This is a genomic window from Vibrio sp. SCP2 (assembly GCF_059295395.1).
Genome location: NZ_JCAFVV010000004.1, coordinates 64,319 through 80,060, shown reverse-complemented (window position 1 = coordinate 80,060; position 15,742 = coordinate 64,319). Strand labels below are relative to the sequence as shown.

At 45.5% G+C, this 15,742-nt stretch carries 13 protein-coding genes; all 13 read left to right on the top strand.

All coding sequences use genetic code 11. The features are described from left to right. Positions 1 to 92 precede the first annotated feature (92 nt). The 13 genes from frr to dnaE all read left to right on the top strand — a co-directional run bounded on the left by frr (position 93) and on the right by dnaE (position 15,741). The gene (frr, locus tag AC5O63_RS13705; RefSeq protein WP_004744789.1) at positions 93 to 650 is read left to right on the top strand and encodes a ribosome recycling factor; all 558 of its coding nucleotides are present in this window, start codon (positions 93 to 95) and stop codon (positions 648 to 650) included. A 78-nt stretch (positions 651 to 728) separates the two neighbouring features. Next, on the top strand, positions 729 to 1,502 hold the full coding sequence (gene uppS, locus AC5O63_RS13700) for an undecaprenyl pyrophosphate synthase (RefSeq protein ID WP_494505456.1): 774 nt from the start codon (positions 729 to 731) through the stop codon (positions 1,500 to 1,502). 11 nt (positions 1,503 to 1,513) lie between these two features. Then, the gene (locus AC5O63_RS13695) at positions 1,514 to 2,356 is read left to right on the top strand and encodes a phosphatidate cytidylyltransferase (protein WP_494505359.1); all 843 of its coding nucleotides are present in this window, start codon (positions 1,514 to 1,516) and stop codon (positions 2,354 to 2,356) included. Between the two features lie 41 nt (positions 2,357 to 2,397). Continuing rightward, positions 2,398 to 3,606 (top strand): 1-deoxy-D-xylulose-5-phosphate reductoisomerase, encoded by a 1,209-nt coding sequence (gene ispC, locus AC5O63_RS13690; protein WP_494505358.1) that lies wholly within the window; start codon positions 2,398 to 2,400, stop codon positions 3,604 to 3,606. Continuing rightward, positions 3,603 to 4,961 carry a sigma E protease regulator RseP gene (gene rseP / locus AC5O63_RS13685; RefSeq protein WP_494505357.1) on the top strand — a complete coding sequence of 453 codons (1,359 nt, stop codon included), beginning with the start codon at positions 3,603 to 3,605 and terminating at the stop codon, positions 4,959 to 4,961. Before ispC ends, rseP begins: the two co-directional genes overlap by 4 nt. A gap of 37 nt (positions 4,962 to 4,998) precedes the next feature. Beyond that, entirely contained in the window at positions 4,999 to 7,410 is a 2,412-nt protein-coding gene (bamA, locus tag AC5O63_RS13680; protein WP_171322941.1) for an outer membrane protein assembly factor BamA, read from the top strand. 17 nt (positions 7,411 to 7,427) lie between these two features. Further along, entirely contained in the window at positions 7,428 to 7,937 is a 510-nt protein-coding gene (locus tag AC5O63_RS13675) for an OmpH/Skp family outer membrane protein (protein WP_272785567.1), read from the top strand. Between the two features lie 7 nt (positions 7,938 to 7,944). After that, positions 7,945 to 8,976 (top strand): UDP-3-O-(3-hydroxymyristoyl)glucosamine N-acyltransferase, encoded by a 1,032-nt coding sequence (gene lpxD, locus AC5O63_RS13670; protein ID WP_494505356.1) that lies wholly within the window; start codon positions 7,945 to 7,947, stop codon positions 8,974 to 8,976. Between the two features lie 96 nt (positions 8,977 to 9,072). Then, positions 9,073 to 9,525, top strand: a complete 453-nt coding sequence (gene fabZ, locus AC5O63_RS13665; protein WP_139152290.1) for a 3-hydroxyacyl-ACP dehydratase FabZ — start codon at positions 9,073 to 9,075, stop codon at positions 9,523 to 9,525. A gap of 1 nt (position 9,526) precedes the next feature. Then, positions 9,527 to 10,315, top strand: coding sequence for an acyl-ACP--UDP-N-acetylglucosamine O-acyltransferase (lpxA, locus tag AC5O63_RS13660; RefSeq protein ID WP_239853844.1), 789 nt, complete (start codon positions 9,527 to 9,529; stop codon positions 10,313 to 10,315). 91 nt (positions 10,316 to 10,406) lie between these two features. Next, positions 10,407 to 11,561 (top strand): lipid-A-disaccharide synthase, encoded by a 1,155-nt coding sequence (lpxB, locus tag AC5O63_RS13655; protein ID WP_494505355.1) that lies wholly within the window; start codon positions 10,407 to 10,409, stop codon positions 11,559 to 11,561. Then, positions 11,554 to 12,171: a ribonuclease HII gene (gene rnhB, locus AC5O63_RS13650; protein WP_239853840.1), complete on the top strand. Its 618-nt coding sequence runs from the start codon at positions 11,554 to 11,556 to the stop codon at positions 12,169 to 12,171. Before lpxB ends, rnhB begins: the two co-directional genes overlap by 8 nt. Positions 12,172 to 12,261: 90 nt before the next feature. Next, positions 12,262 to 15,741 carry a DNA polymerase III subunit alpha gene (gene dnaE, locus AC5O63_RS13645; protein ID WP_486795359.1) on the top strand — a complete coding sequence of 1,160 codons (3,480 nt, stop codon included), beginning with the start codon at positions 12,262 to 12,264 and terminating at the stop codon, positions 15,739 to 15,741. Position 15,742: the final 1 nt, after the last annotated feature.

The following is a 15,742-nucleotide window of genomic DNA, read 5'->3' as shown; positions in this document are numbered from 1 at the left end:
CCGCAGCATAAATCAATTGTGCTGCGGTATTGCCTTTTGAAGACTCCCTATTAAGCTTTCTTGAAGAAAGATTTACACATTAAGGTGATATTGTGATTAACGAAATCAAACAAGACGCTCAAGAGCGCATGGATAAGAGCGTTGAAGCGCTAAAAAACAACCTTTCTAAAGTTCGCACAGGCCGTGCACACCCAAGCCTACTTTCTGGCATTTCAGTCGAGTACTACGGTGCACCAACGCCTCTAAACCAGGTAGCAAACGTCGTTGCTGAAGATGCTCGTACGCTTGCAATCACAGTATTTGATAAAGAGCTAACGCCTAAAGTTGAAAAAGCGATCATGATGTCTGACCTAGGTCTAAACCCTATGTCTGCGGGTACTATCATTCGCGTTCCACTTCCACCGCTAACGGAAGAGCGTCGTAAAGACCTAGTTAAAATCGTTCGTGGCGAAGCTGAAGGTGGCCGTGTTGCTATCCGTAACATCCGTCGTGACGCGAACGGCGAGCTAAAAGCGCTACTAAAAGACAAAGAAATTTCTGAAGACGAAGATCGTAAAGGTCAAGACGAAATCCAGAAAATCACTGATGCAGCTGTGAAACAAGTTGATGAAGTGTTAGCAGCAAAAGAAAAAGAGTTGATGGAAGTCTAATTCTCCATAAACTTTCTCTATATAGAGCGCTGTGCTCGCTGCACAGCGCTTTTTTATGCTACTCTCTGTCCCCTGCTGATTAATAATCAACGTTTTATGCAAAACTCACAACTCTCTCCTGATTTACTCCCGAAACATATCGCAATCATCATGGATGGCAACGGTCGTTGGGCAAAAGCTCAAGGTAAGCCGCGCGTCTTTGGTCACAAGAATGGTGTCGCTGCTGTTCGTAAAGCGATTTCGACGTCTGCAAAACTTGGTATCAAAGCGATAACACTGTTTGCGTTTAGTAGTGAAAACTGGCGACGTCCAGAAGAGGAAGTGGGTGTCTTGATGGAGCTGTTTATTACAGTTCTCTCTACAGAAGTTAAAAAACTGCACAAGAACAACTTACGCCTACGCGTTATTGGTGACACTTCGCGCTTTAATGAGCGCTTACAAAAGAAGATTGCTCAAGCTGAGGCTTTGACCGAAGGCAATACGGGCATGGTGATCAATATAGCGGCCAACTATGGCGGTAAGTGGGATATTATGCAGGCGACGAAAGCAATTTCAGCTAAGGTTGCCGCTGGTGAGCTGAGTCAAGATGAGATTAGTGAAGAACTCATCACGCAGCACCTCACAATGGCAGATTTACCTGAAGTTGATTTAATGATTCGAACCAGTGGCGAATGCCGCATTAGTAACTTTATGTTGTGGCAGATGGCTTACGCGGAAATGTATTTCACACCGATTTACTGGCCAGAGTTCGATGAAAATAGCTTGATAGAAGCTGTGACTTGGTTTGTTAACCGTGAGCGCCGTTTTGGCTGTACCGGTGAGCAAGTTAAAGCTCTAATGGAAAGCGAATAAAGGATCAAAGTTTGAAACAAAGAATTATAACGGCACTTATTTTAGCGCCATTGGTAATATTAGGGATATTCAAACTTTCTCTCCCTCTATTTATGATTGCCATCGCGGCAGTGACCTTGATTGGTTTTTGGGAATGGACTCAATTTGTTGATGCTCCTTCGCGAATGATCGCACTGATTCCAACCGTATTAGTGAGTGCTGCGACAATTTGGTTAGTGCCCTCAGATGCACTGAGTCTGAATCTTATCACTCAACCCCATTACATCATTTTAGCCTTGGGCTGCATTTGGTGGTTGGCTGCCAGTGCGCTTGCCATTACTTATCCTAAATCATCGAGCCTATGGCAAAACTCCAACTTGCTTCGCTATAGCTTTGGTATTTTGACTCTATTGCCGTTTTTCTGGAGCGTACTCATGCTACGTGCAGAAGCGATTGGGGCTGATCCTTATCACGGTGCTAGACTGGTTTTATACGTTTGCTTTATTGTTTGGGCAGCAGACAGTGGTGCTTATTTTGCCGGTAAGAGCTTGGGCAAGAACAAGATGGCGCCACATGTGAGTCCAAATAAAACCATTGAAGGTTTAATCGGCGGGATTATTACGGCAATTCTCGTTGGTTGGGGAACGGCTTATTGGTTCGATATTCAGTTTGCCAATGGCTTGGTCATGGTCGGTATTACACTTGTTACTGTCGTTATTTCAGTGCTTGGAGACTTGGTTGAGAGTATGTTCAAGCGAGTGGCTGGTATTAAAGACAGCAGTAACATAATCCCGGGGCATGGTGGCGTTCTTGATCGTATAGACAGTTTAACCGCCGCTTTCCCTGTGTTTGCATTCCTCTACTTCACATTTTAAGGCAAGCTTCGGCTTGCCCTATTCATTAACGGTTTCTTGCTATGCGTAAGTTAACGATTTTAGGTGCGACAGGCTCAATTGGAGCAAGCACATTCAAAGTCATCGAGCAAAACCCTGAAAAGTTCTCTGTGGTAGCGCTTGCTGCTGGGCAGAACGTCGAAAAAATGCGTCAGCTGTGTCAGAAGTGGCAACCTAAGTATGCAGTGATGGCTGATGAACAAGCTGCATTGAAGCTAAAAGCTCAGTTAATCGATCTAAAAATTAACACCGAAGTGAGATCGGGTGTTGATGCCATGTGTGAGATTTCATCTTGTGATGAGGTTGATACCGTTATGGCAGCGATTGTTGGTGCAGCTGGCTTATTGCCGACTATGGCGGCAGTTAAAGCTGGTAAGCGTGTACTACTTGCAAACAAAGAAGCGCTAGTAATGTCTGGCAAGTTGTTTATCGATGCAGTTGAAAAGCATGGCGCTGAGCTTCTCCCTGTCGATAGCGAGCACAATGCTATTTTTCAGTGCTTACCTAGTGATATTCAAACCAATCTTGGCCGTTGCGATCTAAACGCACATGGTATCTCTCATATCTTGCTGACGGGCTCTGGTGGGCCATTCCGCTATAGCGATATTGATTCGCTGTCTAGTGTGACTCCGGAGCAGGCGATTGCTCACCCTAACTGGTCAATGGGGCCAAAGATCTCGGTAGATTCTGCGACCATGATGAATAAGGGTCTTGAGTACATTGAAGCTAAGTGGTTATTCAATACCGCTCGCGAGCAACTTAAAGTCTTGATTCATCCTCAGTCTGTGATTCACTCTATGGTGCAGTATCGAGATGGCTCGGTACTTGCTCAAATGGGCGAGCCAGATATGGCCACACCTATTGCCCTCACGCTCTCTTATCCTGAGCGTGTTAATGCAGGTGTAGCGCCATTAGATTTCACTAAAGTCGGTGAGCTGACTTTCCTTGAGCCTGATTTCGCTCGTTATCCTTGTCTTAAACTGGCGATTGATGCTTGTTACGAAGGACAACATGCGACCACCTTGCTCAACGCGGCGAATGAAGTAGCTGTTGAAGCTTTCTTACAACGCCAACTTAAATTTACCGATATCGCAGTGGTTAACGAACAAGTGTTAACCAAGCTGAGCGCATCTGTTAGTCCGTCACACTGCCGTGACTTGGAAAGCATTGTTGAGCTAGATAGAATGGCAAGAGAGTTAGCAGCCAATACCATAAGTGAGCGTAAGCTATGACGGGTATCATCTGGAATTTTGTTTCTTTTATCATTGCTCTTGGCATTTTAGTTGCCGTGCATGAGTTCGGTCACTTTTGGGTGGCCCGCCGCTGTGGAGTTAAAGTAGAAAAGTTCTCGATCGGTTTTGGTAAATCCATTTGGAGCAAGGTCGGGAAAGACGGTACTGAATACAGTATTTCAGTCATTCCGCTAGGCGGCTATGTAAAAATGCTTGATGGCCGTGTTGATGAGTTGGCACAAGGTGAGCATGAGTTTGCGTTTGACCGTAAACCACTTTGGAAACGTACGGCTATCGTTGCAGCAGGCCCTGTATTTAACTTTTTGTTTGCGATCTTTGCATACTGGCTAGTTTTCTTGATTGGCGTGCCTGCGGTTAAACCTGTGGTTGGCCAAGTGACCCCTTATTCAATAGCCGCTGAAGCAGGTTTAGAGTCTGGGATGGAACTAAAAGCGGTTTCTGGCGTCAAAACTGCGGATTGGGAATCGGTCAATATGGGTTTGATTTCTCATATTGGTGATAAACAGTTAACCATGACGGTTGCTCCGGCAGATGGTATCGGCGTCGAGCAAACTAAGGTTTTTGACTTAACCAATTGGAACTTTGACCCTGAGAAAGAGTCTGCTATGTCAGCGCTTGGGTTTGTTCCCTTTACACCACAAATAACCGCTAAGCTGACCAATGTTTCAGAAGGTGGAGCAGGTCAAAGGGCGGGGCTGATGAGTGGTGACTTACTGACCAAGATCGATGGTGTAGAAATCACTCAGTGGCAGCAAGTGGTTGAGAGCATTCAGAACAACCCTAATACTCCGCTAGCGCTTGAAATTGAGCGTGACGGAGAGCGTTTAGACTTAACGATTACACCCGATAGCCGTGAGCTATCAAATGACCGAGTGGTTGGTTTTGCTGGAATCACACCTGAGGTCGCAGAATGGCCAGAAAATTATCGCTTCGATCTTCAATTTGGTGTAATTGAATCAATCGGAAAGGCGGTTGAGAAAACTGGGCAAGTCATCGATTTAACCATCAGTATGTTGAAGAAACTGATTGTTGGGGATGTCGGACTGAATAATTTAAGCGGGCCTATTTCGATCGCGAAAGGAGCCGGAACAACAGCCGATTATGGCTTAGTTTATTTCCTAGGGTTCCTGGCATTAATCAGTGTGAACTTAGGGATTATTAACCTTGTACCGTTGCCAATGTTGGACGGCGGGCATTTATTGTTTTTTGCTATTGAGGCTGTAATAAGACGTCCAGTTCCAGAAAAAATTCAGGAAATGGGTTACCGTGTAGGCGGTGCAATTATCTTCTCTCTTATGGCAGTGGCAATTTTCAATGATTTTGCCCGTCTGTAATCGGGTAAAGGTTGAAGAAAGGAATAACTAGAACAAAATGGCGATGAAAAATATTCTGTTTGCGACCCTGTTAGCGACAAGCGTGAGCGCAAACGGTGCCGAAAACTTTGTAATTCAAGATATTAAAATTGAAGGCTTACAGCGTGTGGCACTTGGTGCTGCGCTATTGAAAATGCCAGTACGTATTGGTGACTCTGTTGATAGCCAAGATGTCTCTGAGGTGATTAGAGCCCTGTATGCGACGGGTAACTTTGAAGACATTAAGGTACTTCGTGATAACGACGTGCTAGTTGTACAAGTCAAAGAGCGACCGACCATTGCCAGTATTTCATTTTCGGGCAACAAGGCAATCAAAGAAGAGCAGTTACAACAAAACCTCGATGCTTCCGGTATTCGTGTTGGTGAAGCGCTTGACCGTACAACGCTGTCGACAATTGAAAAAGGCCTAGAAGATTTCTACTACAGTGTGGGTAAGTACAATGCGACCGTTAAAGCGGTTGTGACGCCACTGCCTCGTAATCGTAGCGACCTGAAGTTTGTCTTCACTGAAGGTGTATCTGCCAAGATTAAGCAAATCAACTTTATCGGCAATGAAAAATTTGCTGACGAAGAGCTATTAAGCCGATTTGAGCTAAATGTGGATGTAGCATGGTGGAACTTCCTTGCCGACGATAAGTACCAGAAGCAAGTCCTTGCGGGTGATATCGAAGCACTGAAATCCTACTACCTAGACCGCGGTTATCTTAAGTTTCAAATTGACTCAACTCAGGTTGCGATCTCGCCAGACAAGAAAGGCGTTTACATCACGCTTGGTTTGAACGAAGGATTACCTTACACCGTTGAGGATGTGAAATTCCGTGGTGAGTTACTGGGTAAAGAAGCTGAGTTTGAACAATTAGTGACGTTTGAGCCGGGTGAAACTTACAACGGCTCAGCGGTAACAAGCCTAGAAGAGAACGTTAAGCGACTGTTAGGCGAAGCGGGTTACGCATACCCTCAAGTACGCACTATCCCTGAGTTCGATGATGAAAACCAATCGGTATCACTAGTGGTCAACGTTGAAGCGGGTAAACGTATCTATGTACGCGATATTCGCTTTGTGGGTAACAATGCTACCAAAGATGAAGTTCTGCGCCGTGAAATGCGTCAGATGGAAGGCAGCTGGTTAAACTCTAAATCGATCGAAACCGGTAAGAACCGTCTTAACCGTTTAGGTTACTTCGAAACCGTAGACGTACAAACCGTGCGTGTGCCTGGTAGCGAAGACCAGGTAGATTTGGTTTACAACGTTAAAGAAGCCAACTCGGGTAGTATCAACTTTGGTGTTGGTTATGGTACTGAATCAGGTATCAGCTTCCAAGTTGGCCTGCAGCAGGATAACTTTGCCGGTAGTGGTAACCGCGTAGGTATTAACGCGATGATGAACGACTACCAGAAAAATATCAGCTTAGACTACCGTGACCCATATTGGAACCTAGATGGTGTCAGCCTTGGTGGTAAGATCTTCTACAATCAGTTTGAAGCATCTGAGGCAAACATTGTTGACTATACCAACGAAAGTTATGGTGCGAGCTTAACTTGGGGCTTCCCATTCGATGAGCTAAACCGTTTTGAATTTGGTGTAGGCTTGACCCATAACAAGATCGGTAACGTACCAACATACGACCAAGCGCAGTTGTTTGCACAAAGTATCGGTCAACCAAACGGCGATATTATTACAAACGACTTTGATGTGAACGTCTCATGGACACGTAACAACTTAAACCGTGGTTACTTCCCTACAGCAGGTAACTACCAGCGTGCTTTTGCTAAAGCGACTGTACCAAGCTCTGATGCGCAGTATTTCAAGCTGCAATATGATGTTAGACAATATGTGCCGCTGACCAAGAAACATGAATTCACCTTACTGATGCGTGGTCGTTTAGGCTACGGTAATGGTTATGGCAAAACAGATGGCAACGATAACTTGTTCCCATTCTATGAAAACTACTATGCAGGTGGCTTTACTACACTACGTGGTTTCCGTTCCAATAGCGCAGGCCCGAAAGCGGTGTACACGGTTAACGGCAATCCAGGAAGTTGTAATACAGACTCTTGTTTGACCGCGACTGATGACTCAGTGGGTGGTAACGCAATCGCATTGGCAAGTATGGAGCTGATTGTTCCAACTCCGTTTGTTTCGGATGACTTTAGAAGTCAGATTCGTACCAGTATGTTTGTCGACGCAGCAAGTGTTTGGGATACAGAGTTTGTCTACGATCCTAAATACGCTGGTGATCGCTACTATAACGACTACTCAGATCCAACTAACTACCGCGCATCTTACGGTGCTGCGCTACAGTGGATGTCTCCAATGGGGCCGTTAGTCTTCTCGATTGCGAAACCAATTAAATCTTACGAAGGTGATGATGAAGAGTTCTTCACTTTCACCATCGGCAGAACCTTCTAAATTTAAAGGAAAATACAGTGAATAAAACAATTAAAGCGGCTGGTCTTGGCCTTCTAGTAATGACGTCTTCTTTCTTTGCTAATGCTGCTGAAGCTGCGCAGAAAATTGGTTATGTAAACACTGCTCAAGTATTCCAAGCTCTTCCACAACGTGAAGTGGTAGCGCAAAAGCTTCAAGATGAGTTCAAAGACAAATCTGCAGAGCTTCAAGCGATTCAAGCTAAAGGTAAAAGCAAGGTTGAAAAGCTAAAGCGTGATGGCGAACTAATGAGCCAAGATGATATCGACAAGCTACGTCTAGAAATTGGTCAATTAGAGAATGAACTTAAGCTAAAAGCCCAGTCTTTCGAAAAGCTACGACAGCGTCGCCAAGCAGAAGAAGAGCAAAAACTGTTTAAAACAATTCAAGATGCAATTAATAAGGTTGCTGAGAAAAAAGGCTTTGATATGGTTCTAGAGCAACAAGCAGTACGCTTCTCTAAGCCAGAAAACGATATTTCTAAAGCTGTTATTGACTCACTAAAATAAACGATTTATGACAACTCTTTCTTTGGCCGAATTGGCTACGATTACTGGGGGCGAGCTACATGGTGACGCGACAGCCGTTGTCACTATGGTAGCGCCGATGGACGCTGCGCAGGAAGGTCATGTGACTTTCCTGTCCAATCCAAAATACGCCAAACATCTTGCTGAGTGTAAAGCGACACTTGTGATGGTGAAGGAAGCACAACGTGAGCTTTGTTCAGGTAATGTACTTGTTGTTGATGACCCTTACGTTGCTTTTGCTAAAGTAGCGCAAGCGCTTGATACTACACCATCGCCAGCCGATGAAATTGCTCCTTCAGCGGTCATCGCTTCTGATGCCAAATTGGGTGACAATGTTTCAATTGGTGCCAATGCAGTGATTGAATCGGGTGTCGAGCTAGGTGATAACGTTGTTATTGGTGCGGGCTGTTTTATTGGCAAGAATGCTAAGATTGGAGCTAACACCAAGCTGTGGTCAAATGTCTCGGTTTACCATCAAGTGTCGCTCGGGTCAGACTGTCTGGTTCAAGCAAACACAGTCATTGGCTCTGACGGTTTTGGTTACGCTAATGAGAAAGGCGAGTGGATTAAGATCCCTCAGCTTGGTTCTGTGCGCATCGGTAATCGCGTAGAAATTGGTTCATGTACGACGATTGATCGCGGTGCGTTAGACGATACCGTAATTGAAGATAACGTCATTCTTGATAACCAACTGCAAATCGCTCACAACGTACACATCGGATATGGTACAGCTATGGCGGGTGGTACGATTGTCGCGGGCAGTACTAAGATTGGTAAGTACTGTATTATTGGTGGTGGTGCCGTGATCAATGGTCACATTGAGATTGCCGATGGTGTGACCATTACTGGCATGGGCATGGTCATGCGTGGCATTGAAGAGAAAGGTATGTACTCTTCCGGTATCCCACTACAGCCAAACAAAGAGTGGCGCAAAACAGCTGCGCGTGTTCATCGTATTGATGACATGAATAAACGCCTTAAGGCGCTTGAAAAGCAGCTTGAGAGCGATAAAGACGCTTAGCTCTAGGTTGGATCAAAAAGGCTCGCGTATTGCGGGTCTTTTTCATCTATAATGCCCGCCAGATACAAAATTAGCATTCAACATAGGAATATGACTTTGACTACTGAAAACAAAACGATGAACATCACTGAAATTCAGGAATTGTTGCCGCATCGCTACCCATTCTTACTAATTGATCGCGTGATTGATTTCCAAGAAGAGAAATACCTAACGGCGATTAAGAATGTTTCAGTGAATGAGCCTCAGTTTACAGGTCATTTCCCTCAACTACCTGTATTTCCAGGTGTACTGATCCTTGAAGCAATGGCACAGGCAACTGGTCTATTGGCATTCAAATCATTCGGTGCCCCTTCTGACAACGAGCTATACTATTTTGCAAGTGTAGACGGTGCTAAATTCCGCAAGCCAGTGGTTCCTGGTGACCAGTTGGTTATTGAAGTCGAATTCTTAAAAGAGCGCCGTGGCATTGCTGCATTCAAAGGCACAGCAAAAGTTGACGGTGAAGTAGTATGTTCTGCTGAACTAAAATGTGCTCGTCGAGAGTTTTAATATGATTCATGAAACGGCTCAAATTCACCCTTCTGCTGTCATTGAAGGTGATGTTAAAATCGCAGCGAATGTGACTGTTGGTCCATTCACCTATATCTCGGGAACGATCGAGATCGGTGAAGGTACTGAAGTGATGTCTCATGTTGTGATCAAAGGTCATACAACCATAGGTAAAGAGAACCGTATTTTCCCCCACGCTGTGATTGGTGAAGAGAACCAAGACAAGAAATATGGTGGAGAAGAGACTACGGTAGTGATCGGTGATCGCAACGTAATCCGCGAAGCGGTACAAATCCACCGTGGCACGACTCAAGATAAAGCAACCACTGTGATTGGTAATGATAACCTGCTGTGTGTTAACGCGCATATCGCCCATGACGTTATTGTTGGTAACCATACTCACGTTGGCAACAATGCTATCCTTGGTGGTCACGTTACCCTTGGTGACTATGCCGGTGTCATGGCTCTTTCAGCGATTCACCCATTCTGTAATATTGGTGCTTACTCATACACAGGCGGCTGCTCTGCTGTTGTTCAAGACGTACTTCCGTACGTACTTGCGCAAGGTAACCATGCAACACCATTTGGTTTAAACCTTGTTGGCCTTAAGCGTAACGGCTTTGAGAAGCCAGAAATCCGTGCTTTGCAGAAAGCGTATAAAGAAATTTACCGTTCAGGTAAAACGCTTGAAGACGCAAAAGCAAGCCTAGTTGAAATGGCGAAAGAGTTTGAATCAATCAAACCTATGCTAGAGATGCTAGAGATTTCTGAGCGCGGTATTATTCGCTAATAACACTTGTGCAGCTGCATAAAAGATCGCAATCTTACGGTTGCGGTCTTTTTTACTTTTTAAAGCAACAAATTAGGTAGGTCATTCAGCAATGGAAAAACCACTACGTATTGGCATTATCGCCGGCGAGCTGTCAGGAGATACTTTGGGTGAAGGCTTTATCAAAGCGATCAAAGCTCAATATCCAGATGCAGAGTTTGTTGGCATTGGTGGTCCGAAGATGATTGCTCAAGGCTGTGAGTCTCTGTTTGATATGGAAGAGCTCGCTGTTATGGGCTTGGTTGAAGTGTTGGGGCGACTACCAAGGCTGTTAAAAGTGAAAGCTCAGTTGGTAAAGTATTTTAGCGATAATCCACCGGATGTCTTTGTCGGTATTGATGCGCCAGATTTCAACTTACGCCTTGAACTTGATTTGAAGAAAAAAGGCATCAAAACCGTGCATTATGTCAGCCCTTCTGTCTGGGCATGGCGTCCAAAACGTATCTTCAAAATTGATGCGGCGACCGATCTTGTGCTGGCATTTTTACCGTTTGAAAAAGCCTTTTACGATAAGTACCAAGTGGCGTGTGAGTTTGTTGGTCATACCTTAGCGGATGCTATCCCGCTTGTACCGGATCAACAACAGGCGAGAGCCTTGCTTGGCATTGAGCAAAACAAACAGTGGTTAGCGGTGCTGCCTGGCAGCCGTGGTGGTGAAGTGGGCCTGATTGCGGAGCCCTTCATTCAAACCTGTCGTGAAATTAAGCAAAAGCATCCAGACATTGGCTTTGTCGTGGCTGCGGTGAATGATAAACGTCGCCAGCAGTTTGAAGAAATTTGGCAAGCAGTGGCACCAGAACTCGATTTTGTCATTGTCCAAGATACAGCACGTAACGTTATCACTGCCTCTGATGCCGTGTTACTCGCTTCAGGTACCGTGGCACTAGAATGTATGTTGCTCAAGCGGCCAATGGTAGTGGGTTATAAAGTGAATCGACTTACAGGTTGGTTGGTACAGAAACTGGCAATTACCAAGTACGTTTCTTTGCCTAACATCTTGGCAGGAGAAGAGTTGGTGAAGGAATTTATTCTTGATGAATGTGATCCTGAATACTTAGTTCCTGCCGTCGATAAGATGCTAACTAGTGATAACCAAGAACTTATCGACCGCTTTACTGATATGCACAAACTGATTCGCAAAGATGCCGATGTACAAGCCGCTAACGCTGTACTTAAGCTCATCGGCAGAGATAAACAAGATGACTAAACAAAATAAAGAATTGCCGCCTTTTGAATATCCTGAGGGATACCTTCGGATCGCTGGTGTTGATGAAGTAGGGCGCGGTCCTTTAGTCGGTGATGTGGTGACCGCTGCGGTCATTTTGGACCCGAATAATCCGATTGAAGGATTAAACGACTCGAAAAAATTGTCTGAGAAGAAACGTTTGGCGTTGCTGCCTGAAATTAAGCAAAAAGCACTAGCTTGGTCGGTAGGTCGTTGTTCTCCAGAGGAAATTGACGAACTGAACATTCTTCAAGCCACTATGGTCGCAATGCAAAGAGCTGTCGCAGGCTTAGAAGTTCAACCAGATTTGGTATTGATTGATGGCAACCGCTGTCCCCAATTACCTATGCAATCGCAAGCCGTGGTTAAGGGAGATTTGCGTGTTGCGGAGATCAGTGCTGCTTCGATTATTGCTAAAGTGGTTCGTGACCAAGAGATGGAGGAGCTAGATAAGCTTCACCCTGAATTTGGTTTCGCTAAGCACAAAGGCTACCCAACTAAAGCGCATTTTGAAGCGATTGAACAACACGGCGTTATTGATCAGCATCGTAAGAGTTTTAAACCCGTTAAGCGTGCGCTTGGCATTGAGTAGCAATACTGTTTCAGGGGTATATAAGTCGAAGTTTTTCACTTAAAATACCCCAAATATCTCCATCAATTATAACCGTTTCGGACTCTATCCATGTCAGACCCTAAGTTTATCCACCTTCGAGTTCATAGTGACTTTTCCATGGTCGATGGCCTTTCAAAAGTGCCACCCTTGGTTAAGAAAGTGGCCGAGTTGGGCATGCCTGCGATGGCGCTGACTGACTTTACTAACTTATGTGGTCTAGTGAAGTTTTACGGCACCGCCCACGGTTGTGGCATCAAGCCGATCATAGGTGCTGACTTCGTGATGCAATCACCGGAGTTTGGTGATGAGCTGACTAAGCTGACCGTGATTGCAGCAGATAACGTCGGTTATAAGAACCTGACTTTACTGATCTCAAAAGCCTACCTACGCGGCCACGTTCAGCATCAACCAGTGATTGATAAAGAGTGGCTGGCTGAGCTTTCCGAAGGGGTAATTATACTTTCCGGGGCTAAGAGTGGTGAAATAGGCAAAGCGCTGTTAAAGGGTAACCAGAAAGTTGTCGAGCAGTGCGTTGAGTTTTACCAAACCCATTTTCCAGACCGTTTCTACCTTGAATTGGTTCGTACTGGCAGAGCCGATGAAGAAACTTACCTTCACTTTGCGTTAGAGCTGGCAGAGCAACATGACTTACCCGTTGTAGCCACCAATGATGTGGTGATTCTTGATGAGACACTGTTTGATGCGCACGAGATTCGTGTTGCGATTCATGATGGTTATACACTAGAAGATCCTCGTCGACCAAAAAACTACAGCGCTCAGCAATATCTTCGTACTGAAGAGGAGATGTGCGAGCTATTCTCAGACATCCCTGAAGCATTAGAAAATAGTGTAGAGATTGCTAAGCGTTGTAACGTGACAGTCCGTTTGGGTGAATACTTCCTACCTGCATTCCCAACCGAAGGGATGGAAGAAACCGAGTTCTTGGTTAAAAAATCTGAAGAAGGTCTGGAAGAGCGACTAGAGTTCTTGTTCCCTGATCCGGCGGTACGTGCAGAAAGACGACCTGAATACGATGATCGTCTTAAAATTGAACTGGAAGTAATCAATAACATGGGATTCCCAGGTTACTTCTTGATCGTAATGGAGTTCATCCAGTGGTCAAAAGATAACGCCATCCCTGTAGGCCCAGGCCGTGGTTCAGGTGCCGGTTCTTTGGTGGCTTACGCGTTAAAAATCACCGACCTCGACCCACTAGAATACGATCTTCTGTTTGAGCGATTCCTTAACCCAGAACGTGTTTCCATGCCCGATTTCGATGTCGACTTCTGTATGGATAAACGTGACCAAGTAATTGATCACGTTGCAGAAATGTATGGTCGTGATGCGGTATCGCAGATCATTACTTTCGGTACTATGGCAGCGAAGGCGGTAATTCGTGACGTAGGTCGTGTACTTGGTCATGGTTTCGGCTTTGTTGATCGTATCTCGAAACTGGTTCCGCCAGATCCGGGCATGACGCTAGAAAAAGCATTCAAAGCAGAACCTGCACTGCCTGAGCTGTACGAAAACGACGAAGAAATTAAAGAGCTGATTGATATGTGTCGCATCCTCGAAGGGTGTACACGTAACGCAGGTAAGCACGCGGGTGGTGTTGTAATATCGCCAACCACTATCACTGACTTTGCGCCGATTTATGCTGATGCGGAAGGTCACTTCCCGGTAACTCAGTTCGATAAAAACGACGTTGAAACCGCGGGTCTAGTTAAGTTTGACTTCTTGGGCTTACGTACGCTGACCATTATTGACTGGGCGTTGGGCTTGATTAACCCACGTTTAGAGAAGGAAGGCAAAGACCCAGTCGCCATTGAGTCTATCCCATTGGAAGACCAAGCTTCCTTCAATTTGTTGCAAAATTCAGAAACCACTGCGGTGTTCCAGCTTGAATCGCGTGGTATGAAAGAGCTGATTAAACGCCTACAGCCAGACTGTTTTGAGGATATTATCGCACTGGTTGCTCTGTTCCGTCCGGGGCCGCTTCAGTCAGGCATGGTAGATAACTTCATCGACCGTAAACATGGACGCGAAGCGGTTTCTTACCCAGACGAACAGTGGCAGCACGAGTCTCTGAAAGAGATTCTAGAGCCAACCTACGGCATTATCCTCTATCAGGAGCAGGTAATGCAGATCGCTCAGGTTCTTTCTGGCTATACGCTTGGCGGCGCAGATATGCTTCGTCGTGCTATGGGTAAGAAAAAACCAGAAGAGATGGCCAAGCAGCGTGCGACGTTTGAAGAAGGCGCAGTCGCCAACGGCGTAGATGGCGAATTGGCGATGAAGATCTTCGACTTGGTAGAAAAATTCGCAGGTTACGGCTTCAACAAATCGCACTCGGCTGCATACGCATTGGTTTCTTACCAAACGCTGTGGCTCAAAACTCATTTCCCAGCGGAATTTATGGCTGCGGTAATGACCGCCGATATGGATAACACGGAGAAAGTCGTCGGTCTGGTCGATGAGTGTTTCCGCATGAAACTCAAAGTGTTGCCGCCAGATATCAACGCAGGTTTGTATCGCTTTAATGTCGATGAAGATGGGGCGATTGTTTACGGTATCGGTGCTATCAAAGGGGTGGGTGAAGGTCCAATTGATGCCATTCTCGAAGCACGCAACAAAGACGGCCACTTTAAAGACCTATTCGATTTCTGTGCTCGCATCGACCTGAAAAAGGTTAATAAGCGAGTCATTGAGAAACTCATTTACGCAGGCGCGTTGGATCGCCTTGGTCCGCATCGTGCTGCAATGATGGCTTCACTGAACGATGCTGTTAAAGCGGCGAGCCAACATCACCAAGCAGAAGCCTTTGGTCAAACCGATTTGTTTGGCGTGTTGACCGAAGCACCTGAAGAAGTTGAGCACAAATACACCAAAGTTGAACCTTGGCCAGAAAAAGTGTGGCTCGAAGGTGAGCGCGATACTTTAGGTCTTTACTTGACCGGGCACCCAATAAATGCCTACATAAAGGAACTTGGTAAGTACACCAGTTGTCGATTAAAAGACGCAACACCAACCAGACGTGATCAAAGTGTTACTGTCGCAGGCCTGGTAATCGCGGCTCGTGTGATGACGACTAAGCGTGGAACACGTATTGGTATTATGACACTGGATGATCGAAGCGGGCGTATGGAGGTGATGTTATTCTCCGATGCGTTAGATCGATATGCAGAATTGTTAGAAAAAGATAAAATTTTGGTTGTTTCTGGACAGGTCAGCTTTGATGATTTCAATGGTGGTCTTAAAATGTCCGCGCGCGAGGTTATGGATCTCGGGACTGCTCGTGAAAAATATGCACGAGGATTATCAGTTTCCATCGATCAATCGCAAATCAATGACCGATTTTTTGAGCGTTTTAGTCAAATACTAGAGCCTCATCGGGCGGGGAGCGTTCCTGTCCATGTATACTACCAACGCTCTGATGCACGAGCGCGTTTGACGTTGGGTACAGAATGGCGAGTGACGCCAAGTGACGCATTATTAGATGATTTAAAACAACTACTTGGGAAAGGCCAGGTAGAACTCGAATTTAACTAAG

Excerpts from the sequence above, each read along its gene's own strand:
- ispC (WP_494505358.1), top strand. The coding sequence starts at position 2,398 with ATGCGTAAGTTAACGATTTTAGGTGCGACAGGCTCAATTGGAGCAAGC.
- rseP (WP_494505357.1), top strand. The coding sequence starts at position 3,603 with ATGACGGGTATCATCTGGAATTTTGTTTCTTTTATCATTGCTCTTGGC.
- bamA (WP_171322941.1), top strand. The coding sequence starts at position 4,999 with ATGGCGATGAAAAATATTCTGTTTGCGACCCTGTTAGCGACAAGCGTG.
- lpxD (WP_494505356.1), top strand. The coding sequence starts at position 7,945 with ATGACAACTCTTTCTTTGGCCGAATTGGCTACGATTACTGGGGGCGAG.
- lpxA (WP_239853844.1), top strand. The coding sequence starts at position 9,527 with ATGATTCATGAAACGGCTCAAATTCACCCTTCTGCTGTCATTGAAGGT.
- lpxB (WP_494505355.1), top strand. The coding sequence starts at position 10,407 with ATGGAAAAACCACTACGTATTGGCATTATCGCCGGCGAGCTGTCAGGA.
- rnhB (WP_239853840.1), top strand. The coding sequence starts at position 11,554 with ATGACTAAACAAAATAAAGAATTGCCGCCTTTTGAATATCCTGAGGGA.
- dnaE (WP_486795359.1), top strand. The coding sequence starts at position 12,262 with ATGTCAGACCCTAAGTTTATCCACCTTCGAGTTCATAGTGACTTTTCC.